This window comes from Sneathiella limimaris (assembly GCF_012932565.1).
GTDB lineage: Bacteria > Pseudomonadota > Alphaproteobacteria > Sneathiellales > Sneathiellaceae > Sneathiella > Sneathiella limimaris.
This window is the reverse complement of record NZ_JABBYJ010000001.1, coordinates 1,802,630-1,818,699: the sequence shown is the minus strand read 5'-3', so window position 1 is coordinate 1,818,699 and position 16,070 is coordinate 1,802,630. Positions and strand designations below refer to the sequence as shown.

At 49.0% G+C, this 16,070-nt stretch carries 21 protein-coding genes; all 21 read right to left on the bottom strand.

The window, feature by feature from the left end:
• Window positions 1–2: 2 nt before the first annotated feature.
• The 21 genes from rpsH to rpoC all read right to left on the bottom strand — a co-directional run bounded on the left by rpsH (window position 3) and on the right by rpoC (window position 15,983).
• Window positions 3–401: a 30S ribosomal protein S8 gene (rpsH, locus tag HH301_RS08790; protein ID WP_169568527.1), complete on the bottom strand. Its 399-nt coding sequence runs from the start codon at window positions 399–401 to the stop codon at window positions 3–5.
• 14 nt (window positions 402–415) lie between these two features.
• On the bottom strand, window positions 416–721 hold the full coding sequence (gene rpsN / locus HH301_RS08785) for a 30S ribosomal protein S14 (protein WP_169568526.1): 306 nt from the start codon (window positions 719–721) through the stop codon (window positions 416–418).
• An 18-nt stretch (window positions 722–739) separates the two neighbouring features.
• On the bottom strand, window positions 740–1,288 hold the full coding sequence (gene rplE / locus HH301_RS08780; protein ID WP_169568525.1) for a 50S ribosomal protein L5: 549 nt from the start codon (window positions 1,286–1,288) through the stop codon (window positions 740–742).
• Window positions 1,289–1,299: 11 nt separating this feature from the next.
• On the bottom strand, window positions 1,300–1,623 hold the full coding sequence (gene rplX / locus HH301_RS08775) for a 50S ribosomal protein L24 (RefSeq protein ID WP_169568524.1): 324 nt from the start codon (window positions 1,621–1,623) through the stop codon (window positions 1,300–1,302).
• Window positions 1,623–1,991 carry a 50S ribosomal protein L14 gene (gene rplN / locus HH301_RS08770; protein WP_169568523.1) on the bottom strand — a complete coding sequence of 123 codons (369 nt, stop codon included), beginning with the start codon at window positions 1,989–1,991 and terminating at the stop codon, window positions 1,623–1,625. Before rplN ends, rplX begins: the two co-directional genes overlap by 1 nt.
• Before the next feature lie 35 nt (window positions 1,992–2,026).
• Complete coding sequence (gene rpsQ / locus HH301_RS08765; protein ID WP_169568522.1) at window positions 2,027–2,263, bottom strand: 30S ribosomal protein S17; 237 nt, start codon at window positions 2,261–2,263, stop codon at window positions 2,027–2,029.
• Between the two features lie 11 nt (window positions 2,264–2,274).
• Window positions 2,275–2,466, bottom strand: coding sequence for a 50S ribosomal protein L29 (gene rpmC, locus HH301_RS08760; protein WP_169568521.1), 192 nt, complete (start codon window positions 2,464–2,466; stop codon window positions 2,275–2,277).
• 2 nt (window positions 2,467–2,468) lie between these two features.
• The gene (gene rplP / locus HH301_RS08755; protein WP_169568520.1) at window positions 2,469–2,888 is read right to left on the bottom strand and encodes a 50S ribosomal protein L16; all 420 of its coding nucleotides are present in this window, start codon (window positions 2,886–2,888) and stop codon (window positions 2,469–2,471) included.
• A 17-nt stretch (window positions 2,889–2,905) separates the two neighbouring features.
• On the bottom strand, window positions 2,906–3,616 hold the full coding sequence (rpsC, locus tag HH301_RS08750) for a 30S ribosomal protein S3 (RefSeq protein ID WP_169568519.1): 711 nt from the start codon (window positions 3,614–3,616) through the stop codon (window positions 2,906–2,908).
• A complete protein-coding gene (rplV, locus tag HH301_RS08745) occupies window positions 3,616–3,996 on the bottom strand; it encodes a 50S ribosomal protein L22 (protein WP_169568518.1) in 381 nt (126 codons plus the stop codon). Before rplV ends, rpsC begins: the two co-directional genes overlap by 1 nt.
• Before the next feature lie 2 nt (window positions 3,997–3,998).
• The gene (gene rpsS, locus HH301_RS08740) at window positions 3,999–4,277 is read right to left on the bottom strand and encodes a 30S ribosomal protein S19 (protein WP_169568517.1); all 279 of its coding nucleotides are present in this window, start codon (window positions 4,275–4,277) and stop codon (window positions 3,999–4,001) included.
• A gap of 10 nt (window positions 4,278–4,287) precedes the next feature.
• Complete coding sequence (gene rplB, locus HH301_RS08735) at window positions 4,288–5,124, bottom strand: 50S ribosomal protein L2 (protein WP_169568516.1); 837 nt, start codon at window positions 5,122–5,124, stop codon at window positions 4,288–4,290.
• 2 nt (window positions 5,125–5,126) lie between these two features.
• Window positions 5,127–5,420 (bottom strand): 50S ribosomal protein L23, encoded by a 294-nt coding sequence (locus tag HH301_RS08730; protein WP_169568515.1) that lies wholly within the window; start codon window positions 5,418–5,420, stop codon window positions 5,127–5,129.
• Window positions 5,417–6,037, bottom strand: coding sequence for a 50S ribosomal protein L4 (gene rplD, locus HH301_RS08725; protein WP_169568514.1), 621 nt, complete (start codon window positions 6,035–6,037; stop codon window positions 5,417–5,419). The genes HH301_RS08730 and rplD overlap by 4 nt, the downstream gene beginning before the upstream one ends.
• 14 nt (window positions 6,038–6,051) lie before the next feature.
• On the bottom strand, window positions 6,052–6,792 hold the full coding sequence (gene rplC / locus HH301_RS08720; RefSeq protein WP_169568513.1) for a 50S ribosomal protein L3: 741 nt from the start codon (window positions 6,790–6,792) through the stop codon (window positions 6,052–6,054).
• A gap of 1 nt (window position 6,793) precedes the next feature.
• Entirely contained in the window at window positions 6,794–7,111 is a 318-nt protein-coding gene (gene rpsJ, locus HH301_RS08715) for a 30S ribosomal protein S10 (RefSeq protein ID WP_169568512.1), read from the bottom strand.
• Window positions 7,112–7,167: 56 nt separating this feature from the next.
• Window positions 7,168–8,358, bottom strand: a complete 1,191-nt coding sequence (tuf, locus tag HH301_RS08710) for an elongation factor Tu (protein WP_169568501.1) — start codon at window positions 8,356–8,358, stop codon at window positions 7,168–7,170.
• 38 nt (window positions 8,359–8,396) lie between these two features.
• Window positions 8,397–10,472, bottom strand: coding sequence for an elongation factor G (fusA, locus tag HH301_RS08705; protein ID WP_169568511.1), 2,076 nt, complete (start codon window positions 10,470–10,472; stop codon window positions 8,397–8,399).
• Window positions 10,473–10,506: 34 nt separating this feature from the next.
• Window positions 10,507–10,977, bottom strand: coding sequence for a 30S ribosomal protein S7 (gene rpsG, locus HH301_RS08700; protein WP_169568510.1), 471 nt, complete (start codon window positions 10,975–10,977; stop codon window positions 10,507–10,509).
• A 12-nt stretch (window positions 10,978–10,989) separates the two neighbouring features.
• Window positions 10,990–11,361 carry a 30S ribosomal protein S12 gene (rpsL, locus tag HH301_RS08695; protein ID WP_169568509.1) on the bottom strand — a complete coding sequence of 124 codons (372 nt, stop codon included), beginning with the start codon at window positions 11,359–11,361 and terminating at the stop codon, window positions 10,990–10,992.
• Between the two features lie 437 nt (window positions 11,362–11,798).
• Window positions 11,799–15,983, bottom strand: a complete 4,185-nt coding sequence (gene rpoC / locus HH301_RS08690; RefSeq protein WP_169568508.1) for a DNA-directed RNA polymerase subunit beta' — start codon at window positions 15,981–15,983, stop codon at window positions 11,799–11,801.
• Window positions 15,984–16,070 lie beyond the last annotated feature (87 nt).

Below are 16,070 nucleotides of genomic sequence, written 5' to 3'. Positions count from 1 at the left end.
TCCTAGTAGACTTCACAGAGCACTTCGCCGCCTACATTGGCTTCCCGTGCTTCGTTGTCAGACAGGACACCGCGAGGTGTCGACAAAATGGATACGCCAAGACCGTTCCGAACTGGAGGCAGGCTTTTGACGCCTGAATATACCCGACGGCCAGGCTTAGAAACACGACTTACGTGCTCAATTACGCCCTTGCCCTGGTAATATTTCAGTTCGATGGTTAGTTCGCGTTTGCCAGTTTCAGGCTCGCTAACTTCATAACCACGGATAAAACCTTCACGTTTCAGAGCTTCCAGAACGTTGATACGCAGGTTGGAAGCAGGGCTCTTGATAGAGCTCTTACGCGCATGCTGTCCGTTGCGAATGCGTGTCAGCATATCGCCGAGAGGATCACTAAAAGACATCTTCTATTCTCCTCTTACCAGCTTGACTTCACAACGCCAGGAATCTGTCCGGCGGAAGCCATGTCGCGTAGACCAATACGTGACAGTTTGAACTTGCGATAAACACCCCGTGGACGACCAGTCAGTTCACAACGATTGCGAACACGTGTCTTGGATGAATTCCGCGGCAATTCAGCCAATTTCAGGCGAGCAGCAAAGCGCTCTTCCTGTGGCTGACTTTCGTCATTGATGATCGCTTTCAGCGCTTCACGTTTTGCTGCATATTTTTCAACAAGACGACGACGCTTAAGGTCTCTTTCAACGGCACTTTTTTTAGCCATTCCTTAAATCTCCTTGGATCAATTGATCTTGAACGGAACGTTGAAACCTTTGAGCAGCTCAAGAGCTTCCTCGTCAGTTGTCGCAGTTGTACAGATCACGATATCCATACCCCGTACGTCGGCTACATCATCATAGTCGATTTCTGGGAATACAATTTGCTCTTTCAGGCCCATGGCGTAGTTGCCACGACCGTCGAAGCTTTTTGCAGACACACCGCGGAAGTCACGAACACGTGGCAACGCAATGTTGACCAGGCGATCGAGGAACTCATACATTTTGTCTTTCCGCAATGTAACTTTCGCACCAATCGGCATACCTTCACGAAGTTTGAAAGTTGCGATCGATTTCTTAGCGACAGTAGCAACTGGTTTCTGACCAGAAATCTTTGCCAGCTCATCCAAAACAGATTTAATCTTCTTGGAATCAGCTACTGCTTCACCACAACCGATATTGATGACGATTTTGTCCAATTTTGGAATCATCATATCGTTGGCGTAATTGAATTTTTCTTTGAGCTGACCACGCAGCTCATCAGAATAAAGTGTTTTAAGTCTAGGCGCTGCCATCTTACTATCCTTTACAGATCAATAACTTCGCCAGACCGCTTCGCGAAACGAACTTTACGGCCATCCTCGAGGGTCTTGAAACCAACACGAGTTGCTTTACCGTCTTTCGGATCCTGCAAAGCGATGTTTGACAAATGAATTGGTGATTCTTTTTCGACGATGCCACCCTGTTCGGTCTGGCTTTGCCGTGTATGACGTTTCACCATGTTCACACCAGCAACAAGAGCGCGGCGGTCTTTGCGAAGAACGCTCAGTACTTCACCAGACTTACCTTTGTCTTTACCGGAAAGGACGACGACTTTATCGCCTTTTTTAACTGAGAATTTTTCAGCCATTAGAGCACCTCCGGAGCCAAGGAAACGATTTTCATCATGTTCTTGGCGCGCAGTTCACGTGTGACTGGGCCAAAAATACGAGTTCCAATTGGCTCGCCAGAGTTGTTGATCAGCACAGCCGCATTTGTATCAAAGCGGATAGCTGTTCCATCTGGACGGCGAATTTCTTTTTTAGTGCGTACGATGACTGCACGCTGCACGTCACCTTTTTTGACACGGCCGCGAGGAATGGCTTCCTTGACAGACACAACAATTGTGTCGCCAACAGAGGCTGTTTTCCGCTTGGAACCGCCCAAAACTTTAATGCACTGCACCCGTCTCGCGCCGGAATTGTCGGCGACTTCCAGGTTGGTTTGCATTTGAATCATAGTCTTTACCTTTGTCTGCTTCTGACACGCTTATCTTAAGCGTTGTCGTAAAGAACTTCCCAACGTTTCAGCTTGGAGTAAGGACGACATTCCTGAATACGGACTGTATCGCCTTCTTTAAACTGATTCTTCTCATCATGGGCGTGGTACTTCTTAGACCGGCCAATGTATTTTTTGTAAAGCGGGTGCATCACCTGACGCTGTACATTGACAACAACGGTTTGATCGTTCTTGTCGCTAACTACTGTCCCTTGCAGGATACGTTTTGGCATAACTCTATCTCCTACGACGCCAGTTTAGCTGACATCACAGTTTTGATACGTGCGATATCACGGCGAACCTGACGTTCACGGGCTGTATTTTCCAGTTGGCCACTTGCTTTCTGGAAACGAAGATTGAACTGCTCTTTTTTCAAAGCAATCAGCTCATCTTTCAGTTCATCTGGGGTTTTACCCATCAATTCCTGTGCCTTCATAATCAACCCCCTTCGCCAAGACGGGTGACAAACTTAGTCTTAACTGGAAGTTTGGCAGCACCACGTTCAAATGCTTCACGGGCCAGATCAGCTGGAACACCGTCAAGTTCGAACATGACTTTGCCTGGCTGAATACGAACCATCCAATATTCCGGAGAACCCTTACCTTTACCCATACGGACTTCAGTAGGCTTCTTTGAAACCGGAACATCTGGGAAAATACGGATCCAGACACGACCAGCACGTTTAATGTGACGTGTAATCGCACGACGAGTTGCCTCGATTTGACGTGCAGTAATACGTCCGGGCTCAACGGCTTTGAGACCATAAGCACCGAAGTTCAGGGTTGTACCTGAAGTTGCGACGCCCTTCAAGCGTCCTTTGTGTGCTTTGCGAAATTTTGTACGCTTCGGTTGAAGCATGATATCACCTCTTTACCTTAGCCCCGTCGACCACCAGAACGACCACCAGGACGTCCGCTAGCTTGCAGCTTCTCCTGTGCTTTTTCCTGGCCCATTGGGTCATGTTTCATAATGTCGCCTTTGTAGATCCACACTTTGATACCGATGATACCGTAAGTGGTCAGAGATCTGGCAACGCCATAGTCGATATTTGCGCGCAATGTATGCAGTGGAACGCGACCTTCGCGGTACCATTCAGTCCGAGCAATCTCTGCACCGCCGAGACGGCCTGCGCAGTTGATCCGGATACCCTGAGCACCCAAGCGCAATGCTGAGTCGACAGAGCGTTTCATAGCACGACGGAAAGCCACACGACGCGCTAGCTGCTGACCGATATTCTCAGCGACCAGCTTGGCTTCGATTTCAGGCTTACGGATTTCAACAATGCTGATATTGACTTCCGCTTTCGTCATTTTCTGGACTTCATTCTTCAGGGCGCCAATGTCTGCACCTTTCCGTCCAATGATAATACCAGGACGAGCTGAATGAATTGTCACATGACATTTGTTGGCCGGACGCTCGATCACGATTTTGCTAACAGCAGCCTGGACGAGTTTTTCTTCCAGGAATTTCCGGATGCGTACATCTTCGTGCAGCAGATCCGCAAAATTGCCGTCAGCGTACCAGCGAGAATCCCAAGTACGGTTGATACCAACACGCAGGCCGATTGGATTAACTTTTTGACCCATTATGCTTGCTCCTCGCGTTCACGAACAACGATCGTGATGTTGCTGAAGGGTTTCATGATACCGCTAGCGCGACCGCGACCCCGTGGACGGAACCGCTTCATAACCAGAGATTTGCCGACATATGCTTCAGCAACAAACAACTGATCAACGTCCAGCTGATGGTTATTTTCCGCATTTGCGATCGCAGACTGGAGAACTTTCTTCACATCGCGAGCGATCGCCCGCTTGGAGAAAGTCAGCTCAGCCAAAGCCGATTCCGCAGATTTACCGCGAATAAGGCCTGCCACGAGGTTCAGCTTCTGTGGGCTAACACGCAGGCGATTGCCTTTTGCGAGTGCAGCGTTGTCGCCCAGCTGCCTTTCGAGGGACTGCTTACCCATGTTTATTTCCTCCGCGCCTTCTTATCGGCGTCATGGCCATAATATGTACGAGTAGGAGAAAACTCTCCGAATTTATGGCCGACCATGTCTTCGTCTACAAGAACAGGTACAAACTTCTGGCCGTTATAAACGCCGAAAGTCAGTCCTACAAACTGAGGAAGAATGGTTGACCGACGAGACCAAGTCTTAATGACCTGGTTTTTGCCGCTTTCACGAGCAGTTTCTGCTTTCTTAAGCAGATAACCGTCGACAAAAGGACCTTTCCAAATTGAACGTGCCATCTAGCGCTCCTTACTTTTTCCGCTTCTGCGGACGGCGCCGCATGATCATCTTATCAGTGGATTTGTTAGAGCGAGTCCGCTTGCCTTTAGTTGGCACACCCCAAGGTGTAACTGGATGACGACCACCGGATGTCCGACCTTCACCACCACCATGTGGATGGTCGATCGGGTTCATGGCGACACCACGAACGGATGGACGACGGCCAAGCCAACGGGAACGACCGGCTTTCGCAAGTTTAATGTTCTTCTGATCTGGGTTTGAAACAGCACCAACTGTCGCCATGCAGTCCGCAGGAACAATGCGCTGCTCACCAGAGGCAAGACGAAGCTGTGCGTAACCAGCGTCTTTACCAATCAGCTGAACATAGGTACCAGCGGCACGGGCCATCTGGCCACCTTTGCCTGGTTTCATTTCCACGTTGTGGATAATGGTACCTACTGGCATGTTTTTCAGTGGCATCGCGTTACCTGGCTTGATGTCAGCGGTCTCACCAGAGATTACGCGATCACCAGCTGCCAAACGCTGTGGTGCCAAGATGTAAGACTGTTCACCATCGTCATATTTGATCAGAGCGATGAACGCTGAACGGTTTGGATCATATTCCAGACGTTCAACTGTCGCACCTACATCATATTTACGGCGTTTGAAGTCCACAATACGGTATGTCCGTTTGTGTCCACCACCGCGACGACGTGCAGTAACACGGCCGTTATTGTTACGACCACCTGTACCGGACAGACCTTCAGTAAGGCTCTTAACCGGCTTACCCTTATGCAGGTCAGAGCGGTCAACTAGGACCAACCCACGCTGCGCAGGTGTTGAAGGCTTATAACTTTTAAGCGCCATTGTTAAATCCCCGTGGTAACGTCAATGGTCTGACCTTCAGCCAGAGTTACCATTGCTTTCTTAAAGTCAGACCGTTTACCAAGGCGGCCGCGGAAACGCTTCACTTTACCGTTAGTCCGGTTAGTGTTTACGTTTGTTACCTTCACATTGAAGAGTTTTTCAACTGCTTCTTTGATTTCAGGTTTTGTCGCGTCCAGTGATACACGGAATGTGACCTGATTGAACTCTGATCCCATAGTTGACTTTTCAGTCACGACTGGGCTCAGGAGAATGTCGTAGATGCGTTCCTGGTTCATTTTAAACGAGCCTCCAGGCTTTCAACTGCGCTTTTTGTCAGAACCAATGTGTCACGACGCAGAATATCGTAAACGTTGGCACCTTTTTCCTGCAGAACGTCAACGTTTGGCAGGTTGCGGGTAGACAAAGCAAAATTTGTGTCCGGCTCACTTGCATCAATGATCAGAGCTGAATTCCAGCCAAGAGCATTAAACTTACCAGCCATCGCTTTTGTTTTGGCTTCCTTAGCTGTCAGCTCATCAACAATAACCAGTTTGCCTTCAGCCTGCTTAGCAGACAGCGCTGTTTTCAAAGCAAGTTTACGAACTTTCTTTGGCAAAGCGTGCGCATGAGACCGGAGAACCGGACCATGAGCCACACCACCACCACGTTGATGCGGAGCGCGTTTCTGACCCTGACGAGCACGACCTGTACCCTTCTGGTTAAACGGCTTTGCACCTGTACCGGAAACTTCAGACACGTCTTTTGTCTTATGTGTACCAGCACGTCGAGCGGCGAGTTGGAACTTCACCATACGTTGGAGCAGATCCGCGCGCGGAGCCAATCCAAAAACCTCATCGGCAAGCTCAATATCGCCTGCCTTTTTGTTGTCGAGGTTGACTACTTTAACCTTCATCTCGGCAGATCCTCTTATTCTTCAGTTGGGGCATCTTCAGAAGATGCTTCCTCAACAGCTTCAGGTGCGGCCGCAGCAGCTGTTGCGCGAACCGCAGCAGGATATGGAGCTTCTTCGGGGCGCTGAACTTTCACAGCGTCTGAAATGTAAACCCAGCCACCTTTTGAACCAGGTACTGCACCCTTTACCAGGATCAGACCACGATCAGCATCAGTGGAAACAACCTGCAGGTTCTGTGTCGTAACACGAGCAGCACCCATGTGACCGGCCATTTTCTTACCTTTGAACACGCGTCCTGGATCCTGACACTGGCCAGTTGAACCATGCGCACGGTGAGAAACTGACACACCATGAGAAGCCCGCAGACCACCGAAGTTGTGGCGTTTCATCGCACCGGCAAAACCTTTACCAATGCTTGTTGCAACAACATCAACCTTCTGATTGGCGACAAAGTGATCTACTGTCAGCTCTGAACCAACTTCAACGAAAGCGTCTTCGTCAACGCGGAATTCAGCCAGTTTCCTTTTAGGCTCAACATTTGCTTTCGCAAAGTGACCCCGCATTGCTTTGGAAACGTTTTTCACTTTGGCAGCGCCGACACCAACCTGCATAGCATTGTAGCCATGTGTCTCGTCTTTGCGGTGAGCAACAACCTGACAGTTATCAACTTCCAAGACCGTAACCGGTACATGCTGGCCTTCTTCAGAGAAGACACGGGTCATGCCCAGTTTTTTAGCGATCAAACCACTACGCATCTCAACCACCTTCCAACTTGATAGCTACGTCGACACCGGATGGAAGATCCAGCTTCATGAGCGATTCAACCGTTTGTGGAGTTGGGTCTACGATATCAAGAAGACGAGATACAGTACGAGTTTCGAACTGTTCACGAGACTTCTTGTTCACGTGTGGGCTTCGGTTCACTGTTACCTTCGAAATATTCGTCGGCAACGGAATCGGACCCCGAACCTGCGCGCCTGTCCGGCGAGCAGTATCCACGATACTACTGGCTGAAGCATCTGCCACGCGGTGGTCAAACGCTTTGAGTTTAATTCGAATATTTTGGTTTTCCATTACTCTGGTCACTCCAGAAAACGACCGCCTCTTGTGAGGCGGTCTTTACAAATGCCTTATTCGGTGATGCTGACGACGACGCCGGCGCCGACTGTACGACCGCCTTCACGGATCGCGAAGCGCAGACCTTCGTCCATAGCGATCGGAGCAATCAGCTCGATATCCATGGTGACGTTATCACCAGGCATAACCATCTCTGTTCCAGAAGGAAGGGTTACAACACCAGTTACGTCTGTAGTCCGGAAGTAGAACTGTGGACGGTAGTTGGTGAAGAATGGTGTATGACGACCACCCTCTTCTTTCTTCAGAATGTAGGCTTCTGCCTTGAATTTTGTATGTGGTGTAATTGTACCTGGGTGCGCCAGAACCTGACCACGCTCAACGTCTTCACGCTTCGTACCACGCAGAAGAACACCAACGTTATCACCAGCTTCACCCTGATCCAGAAGCTTCCGGAACATTTCAACACCAGTACATGTTGTCTTGGTTGTGTCTTTGATACCGACAATCTCGATCTCTTCACCAACCTTGATAACACCGCTCTCAATACGGCCAGTCACAACTGTACCACGACCTGAAATAGAGAACACATCCTCAATTGGCATCAGGAATGGCTTGTCAACATCACGCTCTGGAAGCGGAATGTATTCGTCAACAGCTGCCATCAGCTCGAGAATTGCGTTCTTACCAATTTCATCATCACGACCTTCCAAAGCTGCCAAAGCAGAACCTTTGATGATCGGAATATCGTCACCTGGGAAGTCGTATTCACTCAGAAGCTCACGAATTTCCATTTCAACAAGCTCGAGAAGCTCTTCGTCGTCAACCTGGTCAACTTTGTTCATGAAAACAACAAGCGCAGGAACGCCAACCTGGCGAGCCAGCAGAATGTGCTCACGTGTCTGTGGCATTGGACCATCAGCTGCTGACACAACAAGGATACCACCATCCATCTGTGCCGCACCGGTGATCATGTTCTTCACATAGTCAGCGTGACCTGGACAGTCAACGTGCGCATAGTGGCGGTTCTCTGTTTCATACTCAACGTGAGCTGTCGAAATCGTGATACCACGTGCTTTCTCTTCAGGCGCTTTATCAATTTCGTCAAACGCGAAAGCTGCACCACCGCTCTGCTCTGCAAGTACTTTGGTAATCGCTGCTGTCAGGGTCGTCTTACCGTGGTCAACGTGACCAACCGTCCCGATATTCGCATGCGGTTTACTACGCTCAAATTTTTCCTTGGCCATTTTAATTCTCCGTTATATCCGGCTATCTCAGCTCAGGGTTACGCCAATTTGGCCAGCACTTCGTCTGAGACGTGTTGCGGCACAGGTTCATAGTGATCAAATACCATTGTGAATGTTGCACGTCCCTGTGTCTGGGAGCGCAGGTTATTCACATAACCAAACATGTTGGCCAGTGGAACCATTGCATTCACAACTTGCGCGATACCGCGCTGCTCGGTTCCGGTAACCTGACCACGACGGCTGTTCAAGTCGCCCATCACGTCACCGATATACTCATCTGGAGTTACGATCTCGACCTTCATCATTGGCTCGAGAAGACGCAGTCCAGCTTTACGTGCCAGTTCGCGCATTGCAGCCCGACCAGCAATTTCAAAGGCCATGACAGAGGAGTCAACGTCATGGTAGGCGCCATCAATCAGAGTGACATCAACGTCAATCAGAGGGAAGCCTGCCAGAACACCTGTTTCCACGATGTCGCGAACACCTTTTTCAACACCTGGAATGTATTCTTTTGGAACAGCACCACCAGTAATCGTGTCACTGAAGGTCAGGCCAGCACCTGGCTCACCTGGTTTCGCAACAAGTTTGATACGAGCGAACTGACCAGAACCACCAGATTGCTTTTTATGAGTGTAGTCAAGCTCGGCTTCACCAGTAATAGATTCACGGTAAGCAACCTGAGGCTGACCAACATTTGCCTCAACCTTAAATTCACGCTTCATACGGTCAACAATAATGTCCAGGTGGAGCTCGCCCATACCTTTAATGATTGTTTGACCACTTTCGTGATCGGAAGACACGCGGAAAGAAGGATCTTCCTGAGCCAGACGGTTCAGAGCGATACCCATTTTTTCCTGGTCGCCTTTGGTTTTTGGCTCAACGGCAATTTCAATCACTGGCTCTGGGAATTCCATCCGTTCCAGGATCACTGGTTTCAGCGGATCACAGAGAGTATCACCAGTTGTTGTGTTTTTCAGACCGGCAATCGCAACGATGTCGCCTGCACGAGCCTCCTTCACATCTTCACGAGAGTTCGCATGCATTTGCAGCATCCGACCTACCCGCTCACGATCATCCTTAACAGAGTTCAGTGTAGATGTTCCAGTTTCCAGCACGCCGGAGTAAATCCGCACGAAAGTCAGTGAACCCACAAACGGGTCAGTCATAACCTTAAAGGCAAGACCGGCAAATGGCTCATTGTCATCTGGGTTCCGCTTGATTTCAGCTTCTGTCTTCACATCGATACCGTCTGTGCCGCCGATATCAGTTGGAGAAGGCATGTAATCAACGAAAGCATCCAGAAGCGGCTGAACACCTTTGTTCTTAAAGGCTGTACCAGTCAGCACTGGAACAAATGTACCGTCCAAAGTACCTTTACGGATACAGGCACGAAGAGTTTCCTCTGATGGCTCCTCACCTTCAAGGTAAGCTTCCATAGCAGCTTCATCAACTTCGATTGCTGTCTCAACCATCTGCTCACGGTATTCAGCAGCTTTGTCGGCCAGTTCCGGACGAATATCGCGGTACTCGTAGTTCGCACCAAGCTCTTCGCCAGTCCAAACAACTTCCTGCATCTTCACAAGATCAACAACACCTTCGAAGTCTGCTTCTGAACCGATAGGCAGCTGGATTACGAGTGGAGTTGAACCCAGACGATCAACAATCATATCTACACAACGGTAGAAGTCCGCACCTGTACGGTCCATTTTGTTCACGAAACACATCCGTGGAACACGGTATTTGTCTGCCTGACGCCATACAGTCTCAGACTGAGGCTCAACGCCCGCAACACCATCAAAAACAGCAACCGCACCATCAAGAACACGCAAAGACCGCTCAACTTCAATTGTGAAGTCAACGTGGCCTGGAGTGTCAATAATGTTAATCCGGTGATCTTTCCAGAAGCAAGTCGTCGCAGCAGAAGTAATTGTAATACCCCGCTCCTGCTCTTGCTCCATCCAGTCCATAGTGGCCGCACCATCATGAACTTCACCAATTTTGTGAGACACACCTGTATAATACAGAATGCGTTCTGTCGTTGTTGTTTTACCGGCATCAATATGGGCCATGATGCCAATGTTACGATATCTTTCGATGGGCGTTTTACGTGCCATGACTGAAATCCTAAATCCTAAGCTGTCTAGCTAATTACCAACGGTAGTGAGCAAAAGCGCGGTTCGCTTCAGCCATTTTGTGCGTATCTTCGCGCTTCTTAACTGCGCCGCCGCGATCGTTGGATGCATCCATCAACTCACCGGACAAACGCTCCATCATAGTCATTTCAGACCGACCGCGAGCGCTGTTGATCAACCAGCGAATAGCCAGTGCCTGGGCGCGATCCGCACGAACCTCTACAGGAACCTGATAAGTAGCACCACCAACACGGCGAGAGCGAACTTCCAACTCAGGCTTCACTTTGTCGAGAGCTTCATGGAAAACTTCCAGAGGATCGTTACCGCTTTTATCTGCAACCAGATTAAAAGCACCGTAAACGATTTTTTCGGCAGTAGATTTCTTACCATCTACCATCAGTGAGTTCATGAACTTTGCCAGAACTACATCACTGTACTTTGCGTCAGGAAGAACTTCCCGTTTTTCTGCAGCGTGACGACGTGACATGCAATCTGTTCCTTACTTAGGCTTCTTGGCGCCGTATTTAGAACGGCGTTGACGACGCGCAGAAATACCCTGGGTATCCAGCGTGCCGCGAATGATGTGATAACGTACACCCGGCAAGTCTTTTACACGACCACCGCGGATCAACACTACGGAGTGTTCCTGCAGGTTATGGCCTTCACCCGGGATGTAACTTGTAACCTCGAAACCGTTTGTTAGACGAACACGAGCCACTTTACGAAGGGCAGAGTTCGGCTTTTTCGGTGTCGTTGTATAAACTCTTGTACAAACACCACGTTTTTGCGGGCACGCTTCCATGGCTGGAACCTTGTTTCGTGCAACTGGCGCCTTACGTGGCTTTCTAATCAGCTGATTAATAGTAGGCATTCTGATTCCTATTCTATTTTCTCCGCAAATAGCACAGCCGCGGGTAGCTGCGGCCCTACTCGCGGTCGGGTTTTTTGCGTCCACCCGAAGAGACATAACACACACGTCGTTCTTCAAACACCTGACCACGTGTGGGGTTTCGATAAGAATATCGGCTGTCAGGAGCGCGCAATATATGAGTGAGCCTTGGCTGCGTCAAGCCCAAAAGGATTAAAATATTTGAAAAGGCCGTAATTCAACAAAAGTCGCCGGTTTCTCTAACAAAACAGCCCAATTTTGGCAATTTTTGTAAGAATATTGCACAGAATTTCCGCCTTAATCTCCAGACGAGTGCTAGACACAAAAAACGGCGCCCATTATAGGGCACCGTTTTTCGGAATCTTAACTTTTGTCAGGGAATCTCGCTATGCGAAGACAAACCTGATTCCCATTAATACTTATTCCGCAGAAGGAGCCGAACCTTCTTCTGTAGAAATCAGATCAACGGCCAATGAAGACTGCTCCTGCAGTTCCCGATCCCGGCGAGCCGCAATCCGCTTCATCTCGTTCATCTGAGATCCCGTACCAGCTGGGATCAAGCGACCAACGATGACGTTTTCTTTCAGACCAACGAGGGTGTCTTTCTTGCCTGCAACAGAGGCTTCTGTAAGAACCCGAGTTGTTTCCTGGAAGGAAGCAGCTGAGATGAAGGAGTTCGTCTGCAAGCTGGCTTTCGTGATACCAAGCAGGATTGGACTTCCCTGTGCTGGTTCCCGACCTTTGGCCGCAAGTTTCTCATTCTCTGCTTCGAATTCTTCCCGATCAACCTGTTCGCCAACCAAGAAAGTGGATTCGCCAGATTTTTCAATCTCGACCTTCTGAAGCATCTGACGACAAATCACTTCAATATGCTTGTCGTTGATCTTCACACCCTGCAGACGGTAAACATCTTGGATCTCATTGATCAAGAAGTTGGCCAGTGCCTCGACACCCAGAACCTTCAGAATATCATGTGGTGCAGGGTTGCCATCCAATAGGTAATCACCAACACGCACATAGTCGCCTTCATTCACAGCAAGATGTTTACCTTTTGGAATGAGATATTCAACAGGCTCCAGATCTGCATTTTCTGGACGGATTGTCACACGGCGCTTGGACTTATAGTCCTTACCGAATTCAACAAAACCATCAGCTTCAGCAATGATTGCGTGGTCTTTAGGACGACGAGCTTCGAAGAGTTCAGCAACCCGTGGCAGACCACCCGTGATATCCTTCGTCTTAGACCCTTCGCGAGGAATACGGGCCAGAACGTCACCAGCCTGAACTTCCGCACCATCTTCGATCGAGAGGATCGCGTCAACAGGCAGGAAGTAACGTGCTTCATGACCACTCGCAAGAGTAAGCAGATCACCATCTTTGTTACGGAGGGTAATCCGAGGACGCAGATCACTACCTTTTGGCTGCGCTTTCCAGTCCACAACAACTTTCCGTGTGATACCAGTTGCCTCGTCAGCCTGCTCGGCAACAGAAACGCCGCTAACCAAGTCTTTATAGTTGGCCACACCTTCAAGTTCAGTAATCACTGGTGTCGTGAACGGATCCCACTGGGCCAGCTTGTCACCTTTGGAAACCTTCTGGCCATCATCAACCAACAGGGTTGTACCATAAGTCAAGCGATGACGGGCGCGCTCACGGTTGTTGTCGTCAACCAGCACCAATTCTGAATTTCGACCCATAATAACCAACAGGCCTTTACTGTTGGTCACCACGTTACGGTTTTCAATTTTAATGGTTGCATCATGAGACGCTTCGATAGAAGAAACCTCAGCGACACTAGCAGTACCACCAATATGGAATGTCCGCATGGTCAACTGTGTTCCTGGCTCACCAATGGACTGAGCAGCGATCACGCCAACAGCTTCACCAATGTTTACTGGTGTACCGCGAGCGAGGTCGCGACCGTAACACTTGCCGCAGATACCGCCTTTGGTATCACAGGTCAGAACTGAGCGAATGAGGACCTGTTCTACACCACAAGTTTCAGCTTGGAATGAAGTTGCCTCATCAAACATTTCACCTGCAGCAACCAGAACTTCACCAGTTTGAGGATTGATGACGTCAACTGCGGCTGTCCGACCCAAGAGGCGTTCGTTCAACGGTGAAATAACATCACTGCCTTCCACAACTTCACGAACTGTCACACCATTCTGTGTACCACAATCTTCTTCAACAACCACACAGTCCTGGGCAACGTCAACAAGACGACGTGTCAAGTAACCGGAGTTCGCAGTTTTCAGCGCTGTATCCGCCAGACCTTTACGTGCACCATGAGTAGAGTTGAAGTACTCAAGAACGCTCAAACCTTCTTTAAAGTTGGAGATAATTGGAGTTTCAATAATCTCACCAGAAGGTTTCGCCATCAGACCGCGCATACCAGCCAGCTGCTTCATCTGCGCAGCAGAACCACGGGCACCAGAGTGAGCCATCATGTAGATTGAATTAATATCGAGCTCACGACCAGTTTCGTCTTCGCCGATGGTCTCAATCACCTTCATCATTTCATCAGCAACTTTATCAGTACACTGTGACCAGGCATCGATAACCTTGTTGTACTTCTCGCCTTGCGTGATCAGACCATCATAATACTGACGTTGATATTCCTCTGCCAGAAGACGGGTTTCTTCAACCAAGGCGTCTTTCGATTCTGGAATTTTCATATCGTCCTTACCGAAGGAGATACCGGCACGACAGGCATGCGCAAAACCAAGCCCCATCAGACGGTCAGCAAAGATAACTGTCTCTTTCTGTCCGCAATGACGATAAACTTCGTCAATAACAGCGGTGATTTCCTTCTTGGTCAGAAGACGGTTGATCAGATCAAAGTTGACTTTTGAATTCCGCGGAAGGATTTCCTCAATCAGCATCCGACCTGGTGTTGTTTCCACCAGACGATACTCTTCCTGACCATCCTCTTTAATGTGGCGGATTTTTGTTTTGATTTTACTGTGCAAAGTCAAAACGCCATGATCCATTGCATGCTGAGCTTCTGCAACGTCAGAAATCAGCATCCCCTCACCCGGCTCATTCTTCCGGTTCATTGTGAGGTAATAGATACCCAGAACGATATCCTGAGATGGAACGATAATCGGCTTACCACTTGCTGGGCTGAGGATGTTGTTTGTAGACATCATCAGAACACGGGCTTCGAGCTGAGCTTCCAACGACAGCGGTACGTGGACCGCCATTTGGTCACCGTCAAAGTCGGCGTTAAAGGCTGTACAAACCAGTGGGTGCAGCTGAATGGCTTTACCCTCAATCAATACAGGTTCAAACGCCTGAATACCCAAACGGTGAAGAGTTGGAGCACGGTTCAAAAGAACCGGATGTTCACGAATAACTTCGTCCAGAATATCCCAAACTTCTGGGCGTTCTTTCTCAACCAGTTTCTTGGCCATCTTCACTGTGGCCGCCATGCCCTTCAACTCAAGCTTGGCGTAGATAAATGGTTTGAACAGCTCCAGAGCCATTTTCTTCGGCAAACCGCATTGATGCAATTTCAATTCAGGTCCCACAACGATCACAGAACGACCAGAATAGTCGACACGTTTACCGAGAAGGTTCTGACGGAAACGGCCCTGTTTACCTTTCAGCATATCTGAAAGTGATTTCAGAGGACGTTTGTTTGCACCTGTGATGACACGTCCGCGACGACCATTATCGAACAGCGCATCTACAGATTCCTGCAGCATCCGCTTTTCGTTGCGAACAATGATGTCTGGTGCACGAAGTTCAATCAAGCGCTTAAGACGGTTGTTCCGGTTGATCACACGGCGATAAAGGTCGTTCAGATCAGAAGTCGCGAACCGACCACCATCCAATGGAACCAATGGACGAAGTTCTGGTGGGATCACAGGAATAACCTGAAGGATCATCCACTCAGGACGGTTTCCAGATTCAATGAACGCTTCGATCAGCTTCAAACGCTTAGCCAGTTTCTTTGGCTTCGCTTCTGAAGTCGTTGTGCGCATTTCTTCGCGAATTTCTTCGCTTATGGTTTCCAGATCCAGAGACGCCAGAATGTCACGAATAGCTTCAGCACCGATGCCTGCAGTGAAGGCGTCTTCACCATACTCGTCCTGAGCGTCAAGGAACTCTTCTTCACTTAGCAGTTGGAACTGTTTCAGTGGGGAGAGACCTGGCTCAACAACAATGTAGTTTTCAAAATATAGAACCCGTTCCAGATCCTTCAAAGTCATGTCCAGAAGCAGGCCAATCCGGGAAGGAAGTGATTTCAGGAACCAAATGTGCGCAACAGGTGAAGCCAGCTCGATATGAGCCATCCGCTCACGACGCACTTTGGATAAAGTAACCTCAACACCACATTTCTCACATGTGATGCCACGGTATTTCATCCGCTTATATTTACCACAAAGACATTCATAGTCTTTGTTAGGGCCAAAAATACGAGCACAGAATAGGCCATCTTTTTCCGGTTTGAATGTCCGGTAGTTGATGGTTTCTGGCTTCTTGATTTCACCATATGACCAAGAACGAATGCGTTCCGGGGAGGCAATGGAGATCTTGATCTCGTCAAATGCCTGAGTACCTTGTGGCTGACCGAACAGGTTCATCAAGTCGTTCATGGAATAATTCTCCTTATCAACCGGTTTATCCGGCGGCGGCTAAACAGCTGCCCAAAAAATCTATTTCAATTTTAACTGTTGATGGCT